This window comes from Cupriavidus sp. IK-TO18, from assembly GCF_015549295.1.
GTDB classification, from domain to species: domain Bacteria; phylum Pseudomonadota; class Gammaproteobacteria; order Burkholderiales; family Burkholderiaceae; genus Cupriavidus; species Cupriavidus oxalaticus_A.
On sequence record NZ_JADGMP010000029.1, the window covers coordinates 135,790 to 152,784 of the forward strand.

Consider the following 16,995-nt stretch of genomic DNA (forward strand, 5'->3'; position numbering starts at 1 on the left):
GTCATCACGCCACCACCACTTCGCGGAACATGCCCGCATCCATATGCATCATCAGGTGGCAATGCCAGGCCCAGCGTCCCAGCGCATCGGCGGTGACGAGGAAGCTGATGCGCTGTGCCGGCTGCACGGGGATGGTGTGGCGCCGCGCCTGGAAGCTGCCGTCCGGCGCTTCCAGTTCGCTCCACATGCCGTGCAGGTGCATCGGGTGAGTCATCATGGTGTCGTTGTGCAGGATAACGCGCAGCCGTTCTCCGTGCTTGAAATAGATCGGCGTCGACTTGCCGAACTCCACGCCGTCGAACGACCACGTGTAGCGTTCCATGTTGCCGGTCAGGTGCAGTTCGACTTCGCGGCCCGGGCCGCGCGGATCCATCGGTCCGCCGATGGTGTGCTGGTCGGCCAGCGTCAGCACGCGCCGGCCGTTGTTGCGCAGGCCGATGCCGGGATCGTCGAGATTGGTGCGTGCCGTGTCGACGCGCATGTCGGTGCCGGCGCCATACTCGGTGCGGGCGTGGCGCGCGGCCTTGCTCGGCACCTTGAGCGACGCCTCGGCCGGCATCGCCGCCATGCCGTGCTGGCTGTGGTCCATGCCCGGCATCGCGCCATGGTTCATCGCGGCCATGCCATGCATGCTGCCGTGGTCCATGCCATGCGCGCCACCATGACCCATGCCACCCATGTCGCCCATCATGTCCGCCATGGTCAGCCACTCCGGCTTGTCCAGCGCGGGCACGGGCGCCGACAGTCCTTCGCGCACGGCCAGCGTGCCGCGCGCATACCCGGTGCGGTCGATCGACTGCGCGAAGATGGTGTAGGCGTCGTCCTGCGGCGCGACCACGACGTCGCAGGTCTCGCCCGGGCCGAAGCGGAATTCGTCGACGGTGACCGGCTCCAGGTCCTGCCCGTCGGCCTGCACCACGCGCAGCTTCAGGCCGGGAATGCGCACGTCATAGAAGGTATTGCCCGAGCCGTTGATAAAGCGCAGCCGCACGGTTTCGCCGCGGCGGAACAGCCCGGTCCAGTTGCCGGCAGGTGTGACGCCATTGGTCAGGTAGGTCAGCGTGGCGCCGGACAGGTCCGCGAGATCGGTCGGGCTCATCCGCATCTGGTTCCACATGCGGCGCTTGTCCAGCGCCTGCTTCATCCCGTCGCGTGCCGCGTCGCGGAAGAAGTCGACGGCGGTCGGCTGGTTGTAGTTGTAGTAGTCGCTCTGCACCTTCAGCTTGGTCAGCACCCGCATCGGGTCTTCGTCGGTCCAGTCGGACAGCAGTACGGTGTGGTCGCGGTCGGCATGTCCGTGCTCGCGGCCCGCTGCCGGGTCGATGACGATGCCGCCGTAGACGCCTGTCATCTCCTGGAAACCGGAGTGCGAGTGGTACCAGTAGCTGCCCTGCTGAGCCACCTTGAAGCGGTAGGTGAAGGTCTCGCCCGGGGCAATGCCGGCAAAGCTGATGCCCGGCACGCCGTCCATCTCGAACGGCAGGATAATGCCGTGCCAGTGGATCGAGGTCGCCTCGCGCAGCCGGTTGGTGACGCGGATGGTGACGGTGTCGCCCTCGCGCCAGCGCAGCGTCGGGCCCGGCAGCATGCCGTTGATGGTGGTCGCCACCATCGGCTTGCCGGTGAAGTTGACCAGCGACTCGCCGATCACGAGGTCGAATTCGGTGCCGCGCAGCACCGGCGCGGTTCCCGCCGCGGCGGCAGCGGTGGCGCGGTGGGGCGTGCCGGCCAGCGCGCTGGCGCCGCCAAGCCCCGCCAGCCCGGCGACCACGCCGCCGGCTACCAGTCCCTGGACGAAGCGGCGGCGTGGCAGGTCGGGAGGCGTGGGCAGCAAGAGGCCCGTAGGTCGGTGGCGTCGCATGGCTTCACTTTGTTGATCAAGGCAAGCTAAGCGTAGCCGGCGCCACCCTACCCTCGCCTGACCGGAACATGACAATCCGGTAATCTTCCGGTCATGTTCTCGCGCGCCGCGCGCGCATACAGTTGCCGCAACCATTGATTACAAGGAATCCAGGGCCGATGAAACTGCTGGTAGTGGAAGACGAGTCCAAGACCGGGGAGTACCTGCGCCAGGGCCTGACGGAAGCGGGCTTTGTCGTCGACCTGGTGCACAACGGCCTGGACGGCCAGCACCTGGCCATGACCGAGCCCTACGACCTTGTCATCCTCGACGTGATGCTGCCGGACATGGACGGCTGGCGCATCGTACAGGCGCTGCGCGCCGCCGAAAACGCCGTGCCGGTGCTGTTCCTGACCGCTCGCGACAGCGTGGCGGACCGCGTCAAGGGACTGGAGCTGGGCGCCGACGACTACCTGGTCAAGCCCTTCGCTTTCTCCGAACTGCTGGCGCGCGTACGCACCCTGCTGCGGCGCGGCGCCGCGCATATGGCGCTCGACCGGATCCAGGTGGCCGACCTTGTGCTCGACCTGGGCCGCCGGCGCGCCACACGGGCCGGGCGCCGCATCACGCTGACCAGCAAGGAGTTCGCGCTGCTCGAACTGCTGGCGCGGCGCCGCGGCGAAGTGCTGCCGCGCTCGCTGATCGCCTCGCAGGTGTGGGACATGAACTTCGACAGCGACAGCAACGTGATCGACGTGGCCATCCGCCGCCTGCGCGCCAAGATCGACGACGGCTTCGAGCCCCGGCTGATCCAGACCGTGCGCGGCATGGGCTATGTGCTGGAGGCGCCGGACCCGGGGGATGCGGCATGAAGGCCCGGCTGTCGCTGACGGCGCGGCTCACGATCCTGTTTTCGCTGTCGTCGGCGGTGGTGCTGCTGGGGCTGGGCATGCTGATCTGGCTGGCGATGGACAGCCATTTCGCCGACGAAGACTATGCCGTGCTGGACGACAACGTGCGCCTGGTCCGCAAGATCGCGGCCGAAGGCCCGATGGCGTCGCTGCCGCAGCGGCTGGGGCAGGCGCTGGAGCACCATCCCGGCTTCGTCGCCGAGGTGCGCAACGCGGATGGCCAACGCGTGTACGCCACGCATGGCTTCGATTTCGGCCCCGCGCAGGCCGTTGCCACGGCAGCGCAGCGCGATACCTTCGCCTGGGAGCAGAGCGGACAGGCCTACCGCGGCTTGCGCGCCGTGGCGCAGGTGCCGGGTGCCGGCGCGCTGCGCATCGTGGTCGGCATGGACACCGCGCTGCATGCGCACTTCATGCAGGCGTTCCGCAAGTCGCTGGCCTTCTACACCGCGCTGGCCGCGCTGGCCAGCGGGCTGCTGGGCTGGTGGGCGGCCCGCCGCGGGCTGGCGCCGCTGCGCACCATGGCATCGCGCGCACGCACGGTCACCGCGCACAAGCTCGACGAGCGCATGCCGGTGGAAGCGGTGCCGGTGGAAATGGCCGACCTGGCCGCCACGCTCAACGCCATGCTCGCGCGGCTGCAGGACGACTTCAGGCGCCTGTCGGAATTCTCCTCCGACCTGGCGCATGAGTTGCGCACGCCGATCACCAACCTGATGACGCAGACCGACGTGGTGCTGTCGCAGCCGCGCGATGCGGCCAAGTACCGCGAGGTGCTGGCGTCAAACGCCGAGGAGCTGCAGCGGCTCGCGCGCATGGTGTCCGACATGCTGTTCCTGGCCAAGATGGAACACGGCATCACGCTGCCCAGCGCCGAGCCCATCACGCTCGAGCAGGAAGTCGCGGCCCTGTTCGACTTCTACGATGCGCTGGCCGAGGACAAGGGCGTGCAGCTGCGGCAGCGCGGCAGCGGCCGCATCACCGGCGACCGGCTGATGGTGCGGCGCGCGCTCAGCAACCTGCTGTCCAACGCGCTGCGGCACGCGGCCGCGGGCAAGCCGATCATGGTGACGATCGTGCCGCGCGCGCAGGAAGGCGCGGATGCGGTGGATATCGTGGTCGAAAACGAAGGCGAAACCATTCCGCCCGAATTCTTGCCGTCGCTGTTCGACCGTTTTTCGCGCGCCGACAAGTCGCGCGCGCGGCCAGAGTCGGACGGCACCGGGCTGGGCCTGGCGATCACGCAGGCGATCATGGCCGCGCATGGCGGCGCCATCGCCGCCGAGTCGATCGCGGGCAGGACGCGCTTCGTGCTGACGTTCCGCGCGCGGCGCGAACAGGACATCGTGCGGACGTGATTGCCGGCGGGCTGCATGGCATGTAAAAAAACCGCCCGAGCCAGTAAGGCCGTTGGGGGAGCTGGCAAGGGCGCAAAAACCGCCGGATGCGGCTCCAGCGGCGGTCCGATGCTACGCAATTCCGCCCTGATCGAATGGCAACAATTGTGTCGGCGGACCCGCGCTTAACCCGCCGGCAATGCGATCCGGAATGTCGCGCCGGCACCTGCCGCGCTCTGCACCGTGACCTTGCCGCCATGCCGCTCGGCCACCGCGCGCACCAGCACCAGGCCCAGCCCCGTGCCGTCCGGCGCGCCCTGCCGGCCCTCGTGCAGGCGCACGAAGGGCTCGAACAGCCGCGCCTGGTCGGCCTCGTCGATGCCGGGGCCGTGGTCCTGCACCGCGATCACGAAATGCTGGTGCGCGTGCGTCAGCGTCACCGCCACCTCGGCACCGTGTGGGCTAAATTTGATCGCGTTGCTGACCACGTTGGCGATGGCCCGCACCAGCAGCGCGGGCTCGCCACGCAGCACGGCGGGCTCGTCGGGCAGGTCGACCTGCAGCGATACGCTGCGGGCATTGGCCAGCGCCCATAGCTGATCGGTGGCATCCAGCACCAGGCCGCCAAGCTCGACCTCGGTAAAGGCGAGCGACTGCGACTCGGCGCGCGCCACGCTGATGAAATCGTCGGCCAGCGTCATGGTGCGGCGCGCGTGGGCGGCGATGCGGTGCAGCACGGCGTGCGCGGCGCGATGGTGGCCGTCGTCGGTGTCGGTGTCGGCGGCGTCATCGGTGTCTGCGATGTCGGCGGCATTGCGGCGGGCGCGGCGCTCGTGCAGCTCGATCAGCGCCAGGATCGATGCCTGCGGCGAGCGCATGTCATGCGACAGGAAGCGCAGCATCTGCTCGCGCTGGCGCTCGGCCACGCGGATCGCCGTGATGTCGGTGACGCTGACGATCAGCCCCGCCACCGCGCCGGATTCTCCGTGCAGCGGCGCGCCGTGCACCAGGTAGCGGCGGTCGCCACGCCCGGCCACCTCGATGCCGCCCTCGGGCACGGGCTCCTGCCCCGGCCGGACCCCGGCATGGCGGTCATGCAGCGCGTGCCAGTACGCCAGCGCCGGCGCGGGCGCCGGGAACAGCGCCTCGATCACGTCGCGGATCGGCGGGCGCGGCTGGCCGGAATCGCCTGCCGCGGCCATGTTCCCGAGCACCGCCGGCGCCAGCGCCACGCAGCGGCGGTTGGCCAGCATCACGCCGCCCGCCAGGTCGCAGATGGCGGTGGCATCGGGCAGGCTTTCCACCCCGTCGGAGAGGAATCGGCGCATGCCGCGCAGCCTGGCGCTCATGCCATAGACGGCGCGCATGCGGCTGTCCAGCGTGGCGCCGGTGTAGTGCGGTGCCGGCATCAGTCCCGGCTCGCGCTCCAGCCGCGCCAGTTCGTCGGCCAGGAAGCGCAGCGCCGCTTCCTGGCGGCGCCACGCCCACAGCGGGTAGAACAGCAGGCAGCCCAGCGCCGCCGCGGCCGGGGCGAACCAGAACCGTGCTAACGCCAGCAGCGCCAGCGAGCCGCCCAGCAGGGCCGCCAGCAGCAGCCCGGTGGCGACCAGCGCGCCACGCGGCGGCAAACGCAGCGCGGCCAGCGCCGCCAGCAGCACCGCCAGCAGCGTTCCCGCGAGCTGCCAGCCGCGCGGCACCGCCAGGATGGCGTCGCCGTCGGTCAGCGCCTGCAGCGTATTGGCCAGGATCTCGACGCCGCTCATGCCGCGGCCGTCGCGCGACACCGGGGTGGGCAGCACATCGCCCATGCCGGTGGCCATGGCGCCGACCAGCACCGCCTTGCCGGCAAAGCGCGCGGGATCGACGCGGCCTTCCAGCACGTCGCGCGCCGACACGCGCGCAAAGGTGCCGGGCGGGCCGGCGTAGGGAATGCGCAGGCGGCCGCTGCGCTGCCAGCCGTTGCTTTCGGCGACGCGAGCGGCTTCGTGGCGGTAGCTGTCGAGCGCGCGCGGTGCGCGTCCCGGTTCTGCCAGCATGCCGGCCATCACCGCCGCAAGGTGCGGCACGCCGGCGCCCTCGACCGGCTGCGGCCCTTCGCGCAGCCAGACCTGGCGCGCCACGCCGTCGGTATCGACCACCATGTTGATATGGCCGACCGCGGCGCCCAGCCCCGCCAGCGGATAGCGCACCAGCATGCCGCCGGTGCCGCCGGTGCTCGGTTCGGCCACCACCGGCAGCACCACATTGCCCGCCTGCGCCAGGCTGCGCGCCAGCAGCGCATCGTCCTGCGGATAGCGGGTGTCGCGCTCGGACAGGATCACGTCGACGCCGATCACGCGCGGGCCGCCGGCGGCAATGCGCTCGACCAGTTGCCCCAGCACCGCGCGGCGCCAGGGCCAGCGGCCGATGGCGGTGATGCTGGCGTCGTCGATGGCGACGATGACGATGTCGTCGCGGGCGGGATGGTGCTGGGCGGCGATGGCGGTGTCGTAGGCGGCCAGGTCGGCGCGTTCGGTCCAGCCCTGGCGCGCGGCCAGCAGCACCAGCGCCAGCACCGCCGCGACCAGCACGCACCATTCTGCCAGCGTGCGGCGGCCGAAGGCGCGCCCCGGCGCGATCGGCGCGTCCGGCTCCGGCGCCGCGGCGGGCTCAGTGGAGGCGGATGCGGCCACCGCCAACCGTCCCGCCACCCGCGCCGCCACCTGTCCCGCCACCCGCGCCGATGGCACCGCCATTGCCGTCCATCAGGTAGGTGAAGACCTCGATGCGCTGCGGCGTGGAGAAGGCCGCCGGGTCGGGCGCTGTCCCCGGCGCCGCGCGGGCGACCCGCACGTAGTAGACGCCGGGCGCCGGACGCGGCAGCTCGATGGCGTTGGTTTCGCTGTGCTGGTCCACCAGCAGCGTGGCAAAGCCGGCATCGGCCGACAACTGGACCCGGTAGCCGGTGCCCGCGCCACGGTCGGCGGGCCAGCCGATCTGCAGTGTCTTGCCGTCGTCCTGCATCGACGGCACCGGGCCCGGCGGCTCGACGCGATAGGCGACCGGCGCCGACCAGGGACCGGGCCGGCCCGCGGCGTCGACGCTGCGCACGCGCCACCAGTACTGGCCCGGCGCCTGCGGCTGCGCGCTGGCCGGCTCGGCGGCGGGATGCAGTGCCACCTCGCTGGCGAAGCCGGCATCCGTGGCCACGGCCAGTTCATAGCTGCCGGCGCCGGGCACCGCCGCCCAGGCGAACGCCACCGTCTCGCCATAGCGCACCGCATCGGCGGCTGGCTGCAGCGTGAACGGCGCTGGCGGGTTCAGCCGCACGGCCACCGGCGCCTGCGCGGCAAGGCCGGTCAGCCGGTTGGCGTCGATGGCGCTGACGGCAAGATAGAGCGTGCCTTCCGGCAGGCCCTCCGGACGCGCGCGGGTGTCGGTGGTGGTGCCGCTCCAGGCCAGTTCCGTCAGCGCCGCGTCGCGCGCCACCGTGACGCGGTAAGCGCTGGCGCCGGGCACCGGCTGCCAGGCGGCGTCGAAGGCCGGGCCCAGCACGGTATCGGCCGGGGGCAGCAACACCGGCGCCGGCAGCAGCGCCACCGGCTGCGACAGCCGCCCACGGTCGGACACGCCGACGCCGTAGCCGGCGCTCACTTGCGCCGCCGCCGTCATGGCGCGGCCGGCGGGTGCGGGCGTGGCCTGGCGCGCCGCGCTGACGCCGACGCGGCCTTCCAGCACCTCGCTGCGGCTGCCGGCGGCATCGGCCGCAACCCGGTAGCTGGTGCCGCGCACGCCCGTGACCATCATCGGCGTATGCAGCTCGAAGCGGCCCACGCCGCTGCCCTCGGGCGCCACGCGGGTATCGGCGCCGCCCTGGTCGATGCGGATCACGGTATCGGTCAGGCCGCTGCGCGCGAACGTACGCAGGCGGCGCACGGCCACCGTGGTATTTGGCGGCAACGTGATGCGGCTGCGATCGGGCAGTTCCAGCGTGACCGAGCCGGCCGCCGGGGTCTCGATCCGTGCCGATTCGTCCAGCGACATGCCCACCTGCACCGCACGGCCGTTGGCGCGCACTTCGCCGTTGACATAGACCACGCGCGCCGACGCGGCCTGCTCGGGGATCTGGCTCAGCGGGATGCGCAGCCGCGAACCGGGCACCAGCCGGTAGGGATCCGCCACGCCGTTGAGCCGCTGCAGCGTGCGCCAGCCATCGGACGAGGCCATGTAGCGCTCGGCCAGCCCGATCAGGGTATCGCCCGGCTCCACCAGGTACAGGAAATCGGCGCCCTCCGCGCCCGCCGGCCCGCCCTGGGCCGGACCCGCCACGCCGGCCAACCAGGCCAGCGCAGCCGTGCCAATCCACTTACGCATCCGCCGCGGCCTCGTCAGCTTCCGCTTCGCCAGCGGAAATTTCCTCAAAGCGATAGCCGTGCGAATACACCGACGTCAGCCGCACGCCGTTTTCGGGGCGCAACGCCAGCTTCAGCCGCAGCCGCGAGATATGGGTATCGAGCGTGCGCGAGCCGGCGCCCATGGCGCGGCCCCAGACCGCCTGCTCCACCACCTCGCGCGCCAGCAGGCGCCCGGTATTGCGGAACAGGAACAGGGCCAGCTCATACTCGCGCGGCGACAGCTGCACGGGCTGGCTGCCGATGGTAATGGCGCGGGTATGGGGATCGACGGTGTAGTTACCGCGCCGGATCAGCTCGACTTCCTGCGCGGCCTCGGGATAGGCGCGGCGCAGCAGCGAGCGCACGCGCGCGACCAGCTCGCCGGCGCGGATGGGCTTGAGCATGTAGTCGTCGGCGCCGACGCTCAGGCCGGCGACGATGTCGGCCTCGCCGGTACGGCTGGTGACAAACAGGATCGGCGGCATGTTGCCGGACTTCTGGCGCACCCAGCTGACCAGTTCATAGCCGCTGGTGCCGGGCAACTGCCAGTCGACCATCAGCAGGTCAAACGCCCGTTCGCGCAGCGCGCGCAGGAAATCGGCGCCATTGGCGAACGATTCGCACTCGAAACCGGCCTCGCCCAAAATCTGCCGGATCAGTTCGGCCTGATCCGGATCGTCCTCCACCGAGGCAATTCTCATCCACTCCCCCCTGCCTACTGCGACTGCCACTGCGACTGCGCGCCGGGCAATACTGACGGCTGCTCTGATATCCACCCTGGCGGGCGCGGCCCATGGTCAATCGCGCGGCAAGCGTGGCCGAAGCAAGCCGGAAGTCGCAATGTTACCTAACAGCGACACCCGCCGTCGAGGCTACCGACGAGGGGCATGCCGCAACATGCCGGGATCGGCCATCGATCCGAGGCGAAAAACCGGCCAATCGCAACGATCGCGGGCGAGCGGGGGCGGCGGACTGGCGGACCGGCGGTGGGAGAGCCCGCGAACACTCAGGCGCGGCATGCAGGGGTTCACCCTATATACGTTGCACGAGAATCGTTCTGCGAAATGGAGCGCTGCGGCATTTCTCCCGCCGGATTTGCCCCAAACTATTGCCGCCCACACCCGAACGGGCAAAAACATCCCCCGAATGTGGTAATGCATTTGAAACAAAGCGAAACAAATGCACCGAAACACGGACCTTCCGCACCAGGAGCCCGCATTCGGCGCGCATTCAAGGTGCACCCGTCTGAAATTCAGTCCAAACCGCGCAGGCAAGCACACTCAGGGAATTCACTGAATCGAATGCGAAGTAGAAGACGTTAATATCTCCTATCGGAACCTCTCATCATGATTAGGCGCTTCGCCTGATTGACACATCGGGAAAATTCGGCAGAATGATTCCCACTTGTGCAGCGCCCTTTGGGGTGTGTCATTTGGTGTGTTGTTCCGTGACGTTTTCGGTTGTCACGACAGCGACATATCGAGGTCATACGGATGCAGCAGCGGAACCAAAACAATCCGTTGCCTGCGTTGCACACGGTGTATAACGAGCGTTTTTCGCTCATTTTGAAATCCAAGGTTGAGATAGATATGGAAACCGGTACCGTTAAGTGGTTCAACGACGCCAAGGGCTTCGGCTTCATCACGCCGGACGCAGGCGGCAACGATCTGTTCGCGCACTTCTCCGCAATCGAAGGCTCGGGCTTCAAGTCGTTGAAGGAAGGCCAGAAGGTGCGCTACGTCAAGGCCATGGGCCAGAAGGGCGAGCAAGCCACCAAGATTCAGGCCGTCTGATACCGGTTTAGGACCGGCCCGGTCCCGCGGCGTCTCGCGACGCCGCGCCGGCCAGCAAGCCCCGCAGCTCCGGCGCGGGGCTTTTCTTTTGCGCGCCGGCAATGCGCTGCCGCCTCCCTGCCGCCGGCCAGGGCGCCGCGATGCCAGGGTTGATGTTGCTATAATCGCCCGACCCACAACCACCGCCCGCGCATGGGCGCGCACACCGTTGCGTGCGAAGCGCGGGAAGGTATGCAGCGTGTCGAGGAGTTACGTGGCCGGTACTCAGATCGCAACGCAAGACACCCCCGCCGCCGTGGCCGGCTCCAGCGCGGGAGCCGCCGCCTCTGCCGGCAGTTCCTTCCATGCCGCACTGCGCATCCTGCCGGCGCACCAGCGCCAGGCCATGTTCGAGATCTACGCGTTTTGCCGCGCGGTCGACGACATCGCCGACGGCAACGCTCCGCATGCGGAGCGCCTGGCAGGGCTCGATGCCTGGCGCAGCGACATCGCCGCCTGCTACGCGGGCAGCCCGCCCGCGGCGCTGCAGCCGCTGGCCGTGCAGATCCGCGCCTTCGACCTGCAGCAGCAGGATTTCCTCGCCGTCATCGACGGCATGACCATGGACGTGGTGCAGGACATCCGCGCCCCCGACGCCGCCACCCTCGACCTGTATTGCGACCGCGTGGCGAGCGCGGTGGGGCGGCTGGCGGTGCGCGTGTTCGGCCTGGAAACGTCGTGCGGCATCGCGCTGGCGCACCACCTGGGGCGAGCGCTGCAGCTGACCAACATCCTGCGCGACATCGACGAGGATGCCGCCATCGGCCGCCTCTACCTGCCGGCCGAGGCGCTGGCCGCCGCCGGCATCGATGCCGCGGGCGCCACGCCGCAGGCGGTGGTCGCGCACGCGGCAATCGGCCAGGCTTGCGCGGCGCTGGCCCTGGAAGCGCAGGCGCACTACGACCAGGCCGACGCCATCATGGCGCGCTGCCCGGCACGGCTGGTGCGCTCGCCGCGCATCATGGCCGACGTCTACCACCGCATCCTCGCGCGCCTGCGCATGCAGGGCTGGCGGGCACCGCGCCAGCGCGTGCGCCTGCCGCGCGCGCAGTTGCTCTGGATCATGCTGCGCCACGCCATTGGCTGAGCGCCGCATGCCGTTGCCGGCGATGTAAGCCGATGCAAGCCGAGGCCGGGCGCGGATCATCCCGCCCGCGCCGGCACAAGGAGTCCGCATGTCGATCAACGAGACCGCCTTGGGCACGACAGCCCCGCCTGTCCGGGTCGCCGCCGATCCGGCGTTCGCCCCTGCTTTCACCCAGCGATCTGCCGCACAGGAGCTCGACCACGGCATCGGCCTCGCGGTCGATGCGCTGCTGCACCAGCAGCGCCCCGATGGCCACTGGGTCTACGAGCTGGAAGCCGACGCCACCATCCCGGCCGAATACGTGCTGCTGGTGCATTACCTGGGCGAGGCGCCCGACCTGGCGCTCGAAGCGCGCATCGCGCGCTACCTGCGCCGCATCCAGAACGCCGATGGCGGCTGGCCGCTGTTCCATGACGGCAAGGCGGACATCAGCGCCAGCGTCAAGGCCTACTTCGCGCTGAAGATGGCGGGCGACGATCCGCAGGCGCCGCACATGGCGCGCGCGCGCCAGGCCATCCATGCCATGGGCGGCGCCGAGGCCAGCAACGTGTTTACGCGCACGCTGCTGGCGCTGTACGGCGTGATGCCGTGGTCGGCGGTGCCGATGATGCCCGTGGAAATCATGCTGCTGCCGCGCTGGTTCCCGTTCCACCTGTCCAAGGTCTCTTACTGGGCGCGCACGGTGATCGTGCCGCTGCTGGTGCTGAACAGCCTGCGCCCGCGCGCGCGCAACCCGCGCGGGATCGGCATCGACGAACTCTTCTCCAACCCGCGCCGCAGCGTCGGCCTCGCGCCGCGCGCGCCGCACCAGCACGCCGGCTGGTACAACCTGTTCCGCGGGCTCGACGCGCTGCTGCGCGTGGCCGAGCCGGCGTTCCCGCGCGTGCTGCGCCGGCGCGCCATCGCCGCGGCGCAAAGGTTCGTGCGCGAGCGGCTGAATGGCGAGGACGGGCTCGGCGCGATCTTTCCGGCGATGGCCAACAGCGTGATGATGTTCGACGTGCTGGGCGTGCCGGCCGACGATCCCGCGCGCGCGGTGGCCCGGCACGCGGTCGAGCGGCTGCTGGTCGAGCATGGCGACGAGGCCTACTGCCAGCCCTGCCTGTCGCCGGTGTGGGACACCGCGCTGGCCGCGCAAGCGCTGCTCGAGACCGGAGAGGCGCGCGCGGCCGCGGCCGTGGGGCGCGCGCTGGACTGGCTCAAGCCGCTGCAGGTGCTGGACGTGCGCGGCGACTGGAGCGTGCGCCGCCCGCGGGTGCGCCCGGGTGGATGGGCCTTCCAGTACGCCAACGCGCATTACCCGGATGTCGACGACACCGCCGTGGTGGCGGCGGCGATGGACCGCTACATGCGCGAACACGCCGCGCCGGGCCACTACGACGAAGCCGTGGCACGCGCGGCCGAATGGATCGTCGGCATGCAGAGCGGCAACGGCGGCTGGGGTGCGTTCGAGCCCGAGAACACGCACCTGTACCTGAACAACATCCCCTTCGCCGACCACGGCGCACTGCTGGACCCGCCCACCGCGGATGTCTCGGCGCGCTGCCTGTCGATGCTGTGCCAGACCGGCGCCACGCCCGCCAGCAGCGAGCCCGCCGCGCGCGCGCTGCGCTACCTGCTGGCCGAGCAGCTGCCGGATGGCAGCTGGTTCGGCCGCTGGGGCACCAACTACATCTACGGCACCTGGAGCGCGCTGTGCGCGCTGAATGCGGCCGGCCTGGGGCCCGACGCGCCCGCGGTGCGGCGCGCCGCCGACTGGCTGGCCGGAATCCAGAACGACGACGGCGGCTGGGGCGAAGACGGCGCCAGCTACCGGCTCGACTACCGCGGCTATGAGGCCGCGCCCAGCGTGGCATCGCAGACTGCCTGGGCCTTGCTGGCGCTGATGGCGGCCGGCGCCGTGCAACACCCGGCGGTCGCGCGCGGCATCGGCTACCTGCTGCGCACGCAGCGCCCGCCGCAGGAAGGCGGGCTCTGGCACGAGCCGCGCTTCACCGCCGTGGGTTTCCCGCGCGTGTTCTACCTGCGCTACCACGGATACGCGCGCTATTTCCCGCTGTGGGCGCTGGCGCGCTACCGCAACCTGCGGCGCGGCGGTGACGGTGGCGGTGGCGGTGAGGGTGTCGCTGAGGGCCGCGTGGCGTGGGGCCTGTGAACGCGCCCTTCGTCATGGTCGTCACCGGCATGGATTTCGAGGCCGGCATCGCCGCCGGCCCGCATTGCCGCGTGGTGCACGGGCTGCGCGGCGTCGCGCTGGAGCAGGAGGTGTCGGCCATGGCCAGCCGCGCGTGCCGGGGCATCGTCAGCTTCGGCGTCGCCGGCGGGCTGGACCCGGCGCTGGCGCCCGGCGACCTGGTCATTGCCGATGAGATCCGCGCGCCCGGCGAACGCTACGACACCGCGCCGGACTGGACCCATGCGCTGCACGCGGCGCTGCCGCATGCCCGGGTCGGCCCCATCGCCGGCACGGAAGAGCCGGTGCTCGACGTCGCCGCAAAACACGCGCTGCGGCAGGCCAGCGGCGCGCTGTGCGTCGACATGGAATCGCATCTCGCCGCGCGCATGGCCGCCGCCTGCCGGCTGCCGTTCGCGGCTTGCCGCGTGGTCATCGACCCGGCCAGCCGCGCCGTGCCGGCCGCGGCGGCGGCAGGGATGGGGGAAGGCGGCAAGACCGATGTGGCGGCGGTGCTGGGCGGGCTGCTGCGCGCGCCGTGGCAATTGCCGGCGCTGCTGCGGCTGGCGGGCGATGCCGCCGCGGCGCGTGGCGCGCTGCGGGCGGCCAGGCTGGCGGTGGGCGACGGCTTTGCGTTGCGCGACGTGCTGCAGCAGTAGGCGGGCCGGTCGAGCCGAACGTCGCCCGGATTTCCTCAGCCGAACTTCCTCACCGCATCCAGCGCCAGCCCGCTGCCGATGCTGCCGAATCGGTCGCCTTCGACGCAGCGCGCCTGCGGCAGCAGTGCCGCCAGCCGCTGGCGCAGCAACGGCACGCTGCTGGAACCGCCAGTGAAGAAGATGGTATTGACGCCGTTGCCGTCCACGCCCGCGTCAACCAGCAGTTGCTGGACCGTCTTCTCGGTCCTGGCGACCAGCTTGTCGATCGACGCATCGAATTCGTCGCGCGTGATCGTCAGCATCAGCCCCTGCTCCAGCCGGTGCAGGTCGACCTCGGTGCTGGCCGCATCCGACAGCGCGATCTTGGCGCCTTCCACCTGGATCGCCAGCCAGTGGCCGGCACGCTCGCGGATCAGCCGCACCAGGCGGTCGAGGCTGACGGTGTCGGCAGCATCGCGGTAGTTGTCCATCACCACCGACCAGGCCTTGCGCGTGTAGACGTAGTTGATGGTGTGCCAGCTGGCCAGGTCGAAGTACTGGCTCGACGGCATCGCCTTGCCGTTGCGCAGCTGGCTGCCCAGCCCAAGCAGCGGCATGGCGCGCGCCAGGCTGAGCGCGCGGTCGAAGTCGGTGCCGCCGATATGCACGCCACCGTTGGCAAGGATGTCTCCCCTGCGGTCGGTCTTGCGGGCGCGTTCGGGCGACAGGCGCACCAGCGAGAAGTCCGAGGTGCCACCGCCGATATCGGCCACCAGCACCAGCTCCTCGCGCGAAATGCCGGCTTCGTAGTCGAACGCCGCGGCGATCGGCTCGTACTGGAACGCGATCTCGGCAAAGCCGGCGTCGCGCGCGATCTCGGCCAGCGTCTCTTCGGCGAGCCGGTCGGCGGCCGGGTCCTCGTCAATGAAGAACACCGGGCGGCCCAGCACCGCGTGGGTAAAGGTGGTGCCGCCGGCCTGCTCGGCGCGGGCCTTCAGCTCGCGGATGAAATGCGCCAGCAGCTTGCGGAACGGCATGGCCTGCCCCATCACCTCGGTGCTGTCGTCCATCATCGAGGTGCCGAGCAGGCTCTTGAGCGAGCGCATCAGCCGCCCTTCATAGCCGGCCAGGTAGTCGCCGAGCGCGGCGCGGCCATAGCTGACCAGCGGATCCTCGGCGTGAAAGAAGATCACCGACGGCAGCGTCACCTTGCCGTCTTCCAGCGGCAGCAGCGCCGCGGGGCGGTCGGGCCGGCTCCAGCCGACGGTTGAGTTGGACGTGCCGAAGTCCAGGCCGCATGCGTTTGACATCATTGATTCCAGATTTTCCTGCAAGACACCACATCAGTTGCCGCTGGACGCGAGTCCGGGCGGGGGCGCCATTGTAGGGCAGGCGCGCGGCGGCCCCGCGATTTCAGGCGACGGGGTCGGCGGCAGGCTCCAGCATCGGCGGGGCGTGGCCCGGCACCGGCGCGGCCATCGACGAGGCCAGCACATAGCGGTCACGCCCGTGCTCCTTGGCGCAGTACAGCGCGCGGTCGGCATCGGCGAACAGCGCGCGCCACAGGCCTTCCTTACTGCCCGGGCCGCCGCGCAGCTGGGCCACGCCGATGCTGACGCTGGCAAAGCCCTGCGCGCCCGGCAGCGCGATCGCGCGCACCTTGCGCAGGATGCGGTTGGCCAGCGCCGACGCCTGCTGCTCGTCGGTGTGCGGGCACAGGATGCAGAACTCCTCGCCGCCATAGCGCCCGGCCACGTCGGAGGCGCGGCGCGAGTTGTCCAGCGCGTGCGCCACTTCGCGCAGCACCGCATCGCCGGCATGGTGGCCGAAGGTATCGTTGACCTGCTTGAAGTAGTCGATGTCGATCACCAGGCAGGACAGCGGCAGCCCGTCGCGCTGCCAGCGCGCCACCAGCTGCAGCGCCGACATCTCCAGCGCGCCGCGGTTGAGCAGGCCGGTCAGCGCATCGACGCGCGCGCCGCTCTCGTTGTGCGCGACGATCTGCTCCATTGCCATCACGGTGAAGCCGAACAGGCCCAGCAGCGTGGCGATCAGCGGCGCCAGCATCCAGGCCGAGCCGGCGGGGCCGGCGAAGAACAGGATCATCGGCTGCGCATCGGCGCCGGCCAGCCGCATCGCATGGTCAAAGCCGGCCAGCTGCGTGGCCAGTTGCACCAGGCTGGCAACCAGCACCAGCGGGGCTCCGATGCTGCGCCGCCCGCGCCCGGCGCGCGCCAGCGTGGCAAAGGTGGCCAGCGACAACAGCGCCAGCACGCCGTAGACCACGCGCAGCACCAGCTGAGGCCCGCCGGGCAGGCCACCAACGGCCACCAGGGTGGCCAGCACGATGGTGGCGGCACTGGCCAGCGCGCCCGGGTACGCCGGTACGCCGTAATAGACGCGCACCCCGCGGTAGATCAGCAGCCAGCCGATGACGAAGGCACCCGCCCCTAACGTGCCAAGGTGGATGGTGCCTGTGGCCGCGCTCAACGCCAGCGCCAGGCCCGCGCCGGATGCCAGCACGTGCCCCGATGCCCACAGGCGTCCCGCCTCGCTCGCGCGCAGCGCGAACACCAGCCCCGCCGCGATCACCAGCGTGCTGCAGAAAAACACCATCATCACGACCGCAATGGTCTGCTGGTCCAGGTGCACGGGAATCCTCAAGGAGGCGGTCCGCCTTGCCGTCAATCGATGGGCGGGACTGGGGCCAAGGGACAGTCAAGATACGCCGCGGCAGGCCGGCGGCGCTCGGCAAACGAGCATGATAGCCCGCGTGCGCTGGCAGTTGGCACCCCCGTCTAGCC

General features: G+C 70.5%; 12 protein-coding genes. 6 read left to right on the top strand and 6 right to left on the bottom strand.

The window, feature by feature from the left end:
• Positions 1-4: 4 nt before the first annotated feature.
• Positions 5-1,861 carry a copper resistance system multicopper oxidase gene (locus IPF36_RS21095; RefSeq protein ID WP_255519860.1) on the bottom strand — a complete coding sequence of 619 codons (1,857 nt, stop codon included), beginning with the start codon at positions 1,859-1,861 and terminating at the stop codon, positions 5-7.
• Between the two features lie 158 nt (positions 1,862-2,019).
• On the opposite strand from IPF36_RS21095, the gene IPF36_RS21100 reads away from it, so the two are divergent.
• Both IPF36_RS21100 and IPF36_RS21105 read left to right on the top strand, forming a co-directional pair.
• The gene (locus IPF36_RS21100) at positions 2,020-2,712 is read left to right on the top strand and encodes a heavy metal response regulator transcription factor (RefSeq protein ID WP_195429993.1); all 693 of its coding nucleotides are present in this window, start codon (positions 2,020-2,022) and stop codon (positions 2,710-2,712) included.
• A complete protein-coding gene (locus IPF36_RS21105) occupies positions 2,709-4,109 on the top strand; it encodes a heavy metal sensor histidine kinase (protein ID WP_195429995.1) in 1,401 nt (466 codons plus the stop codon). The genes IPF36_RS21100 and IPF36_RS21105 overlap by 4 nt, the downstream gene beginning before the upstream one ends.
• Positions 4,110-4,273: 164 nt before the next feature.
• On the opposite strand, the gene IPF36_RS21110 is transcribed toward IPF36_RS21105, so the two are convergent.
• Genes IPF36_RS21110 through IPF36_RS21120 form a run of 3 tightly spaced genes read right to left on the bottom strand, consistent with a single transcriptional unit; the run spans position 4,274 to position 9,162 of the window.
• Positions 4,274-6,823, bottom strand: a complete 2,550-nt coding sequence (locus IPF36_RS21110) for a CHASE2 domain-containing protein (protein ID WP_135703164.1) — start codon at positions 6,821-6,823, stop codon at positions 4,274-4,276.
• Positions 6,738-8,441, bottom strand: coding sequence for a FecR domain-containing protein (locus IPF36_RS21115; protein WP_195430010.1), 1,704 nt, complete (start codon positions 8,439-8,441; stop codon positions 6,738-6,740). The genes IPF36_RS21110 and IPF36_RS21115 overlap by 86 nt, the downstream gene beginning before the upstream one ends.
• Complete coding sequence (locus tag IPF36_RS21120) at positions 8,434-9,162, bottom strand: response regulator transcription factor (protein ID WP_135703166.1); 729 nt, start codon at positions 9,160-9,162, stop codon at positions 8,434-8,436. The genes IPF36_RS21115 and IPF36_RS21120 overlap by 8 nt, the downstream gene beginning before the upstream one ends.
• Positions 9,163-10,050: 888 nt before the next feature.
• Here IPF36_RS21120 and IPF36_RS21125 point away from each other — a divergent pair.
• The 4 genes from IPF36_RS21125 (at position 10,051) to IPF36_RS21140 (ending at position 14,212) form a co-directional block, all read left to right on the top strand.
• On the top strand, positions 10,051-10,254 hold the full coding sequence (locus IPF36_RS21125) for a cold-shock protein (protein WP_029045406.1): 204 nt from the start codon (positions 10,051-10,053) through the stop codon (positions 10,252-10,254).
• Positions 10,255-10,507: 253 nt separating this feature from the next.
• Positions 10,508-11,380: a presqualene diphosphate synthase HpnD gene (gene hpnD, locus IPF36_RS21130; RefSeq protein ID WP_135703167.1), complete on the top strand. Its 873-nt coding sequence runs from the start codon at positions 10,508-10,510 to the stop codon at positions 11,378-11,380.
• A gap of 88 nt (positions 11,381-11,468) precedes the next feature.
• Positions 11,469-13,535: a squalene--hopene cyclase gene (gene shc, locus IPF36_RS21135; protein WP_195430019.1), complete on the top strand. Its 2,067-nt coding sequence runs from the start codon at positions 11,469-11,471 to the stop codon at positions 13,533-13,535.
• Positions 13,532-14,212: a phosphorylase gene (locus IPF36_RS21140; RefSeq protein WP_133095881.1), complete on the top strand. Its 681-nt coding sequence runs from the start codon at positions 13,532-13,534 to the stop codon at positions 14,210-14,212. The genes shc and IPF36_RS21140 overlap by 4 nt, the downstream gene beginning before the upstream one ends.
• 35 nt (positions 14,213-14,247) lie before the next feature.
• Here IPF36_RS21140 and IPF36_RS21145 read toward each other — a convergent pair whose 3' ends face one another.
• Both IPF36_RS21145 and IPF36_RS21150 read right to left on the bottom strand, forming a co-directional pair.
• Positions 14,248-15,504, bottom strand: coding sequence for an Hsp70 family protein (locus IPF36_RS21145; protein WP_135703169.1), 1,257 nt, complete (start codon positions 15,502-15,504; stop codon positions 14,248-14,250).
• A gap of 100 nt (positions 15,505-15,604) precedes the next feature.
• Positions 15,605-16,843 carry a diguanylate cyclase gene (locus IPF36_RS21150; protein ID WP_135703971.1) on the bottom strand — a complete coding sequence of 413 codons (1,239 nt, stop codon included), beginning with the start codon at positions 16,841-16,843 and terminating at the stop codon, positions 15,605-15,607.
• Positions 16,844-16,995: the final 152 nt, after the last annotated feature.

What these genes read in the sequence shown, in the direction of transcription:
- shc (WP_195430019.1), top strand. Translation starts at nt 11,469, where the DNA reads ATGTCGATCAACGAGACCGCCTTGGGCACGACAGCCCCGCCTGTCCGG.
- IPF36_RS21095 (WP_255519860.1), bottom strand. Translation starts at nt 1,861, where the DNA reads ATGCGACGCCACCGACCTACGGGCCTCTTGCTGCCCACGCCTCCCGAC.
- IPF36_RS21125 (WP_029045406.1), top strand. Translation starts at nt 10,051, where the DNA reads ATGGAAACCGGTACCGTTAAGTGGTTCAACGACGCCAAGGGCTTCGGC.
- IPF36_RS21100 (WP_195429993.1), top strand. Translation starts at nt 2,020, where the DNA reads ATGAAACTGCTGGTAGTGGAAGACGAGTCCAAGACCGGGGAGTACCTG.
- IPF36_RS21105 (WP_195429995.1), top strand. Translation starts at nt 2,709, where the DNA reads ATGAAGGCCCGGCTGTCGCTGACGGCGCGGCTCACGATCCTGTTTTCG.
- IPF36_RS21145 (WP_135703169.1), bottom strand. Translation starts at nt 15,504, where the DNA reads ATGATGTCAAACGCATGCGGCCTGGACTTCGGCACGTCCAACTCAACC.
- IPF36_RS21115 (WP_195430010.1), bottom strand. Translation starts at nt 8,441, where the DNA reads ATGCGTAAGTGGATTGGCACGGCTGCGCTGGCCTGGTTGGCCGGCGTG.
- IPF36_RS21110 (WP_135703164.1), bottom strand. Translation starts at nt 6,823, where the DNA reads ATGGCGGTGCCATCGGCGCGGGTGGCGGGACAGGTGGCGGCGCGGGTG.
- IPF36_RS21120 (WP_135703166.1), bottom strand. Translation starts at nt 9,162, where the DNA reads ATGAGAATTGCCTCGGTGGAGGACGATCCGGATCAGGCCGAACTGATC.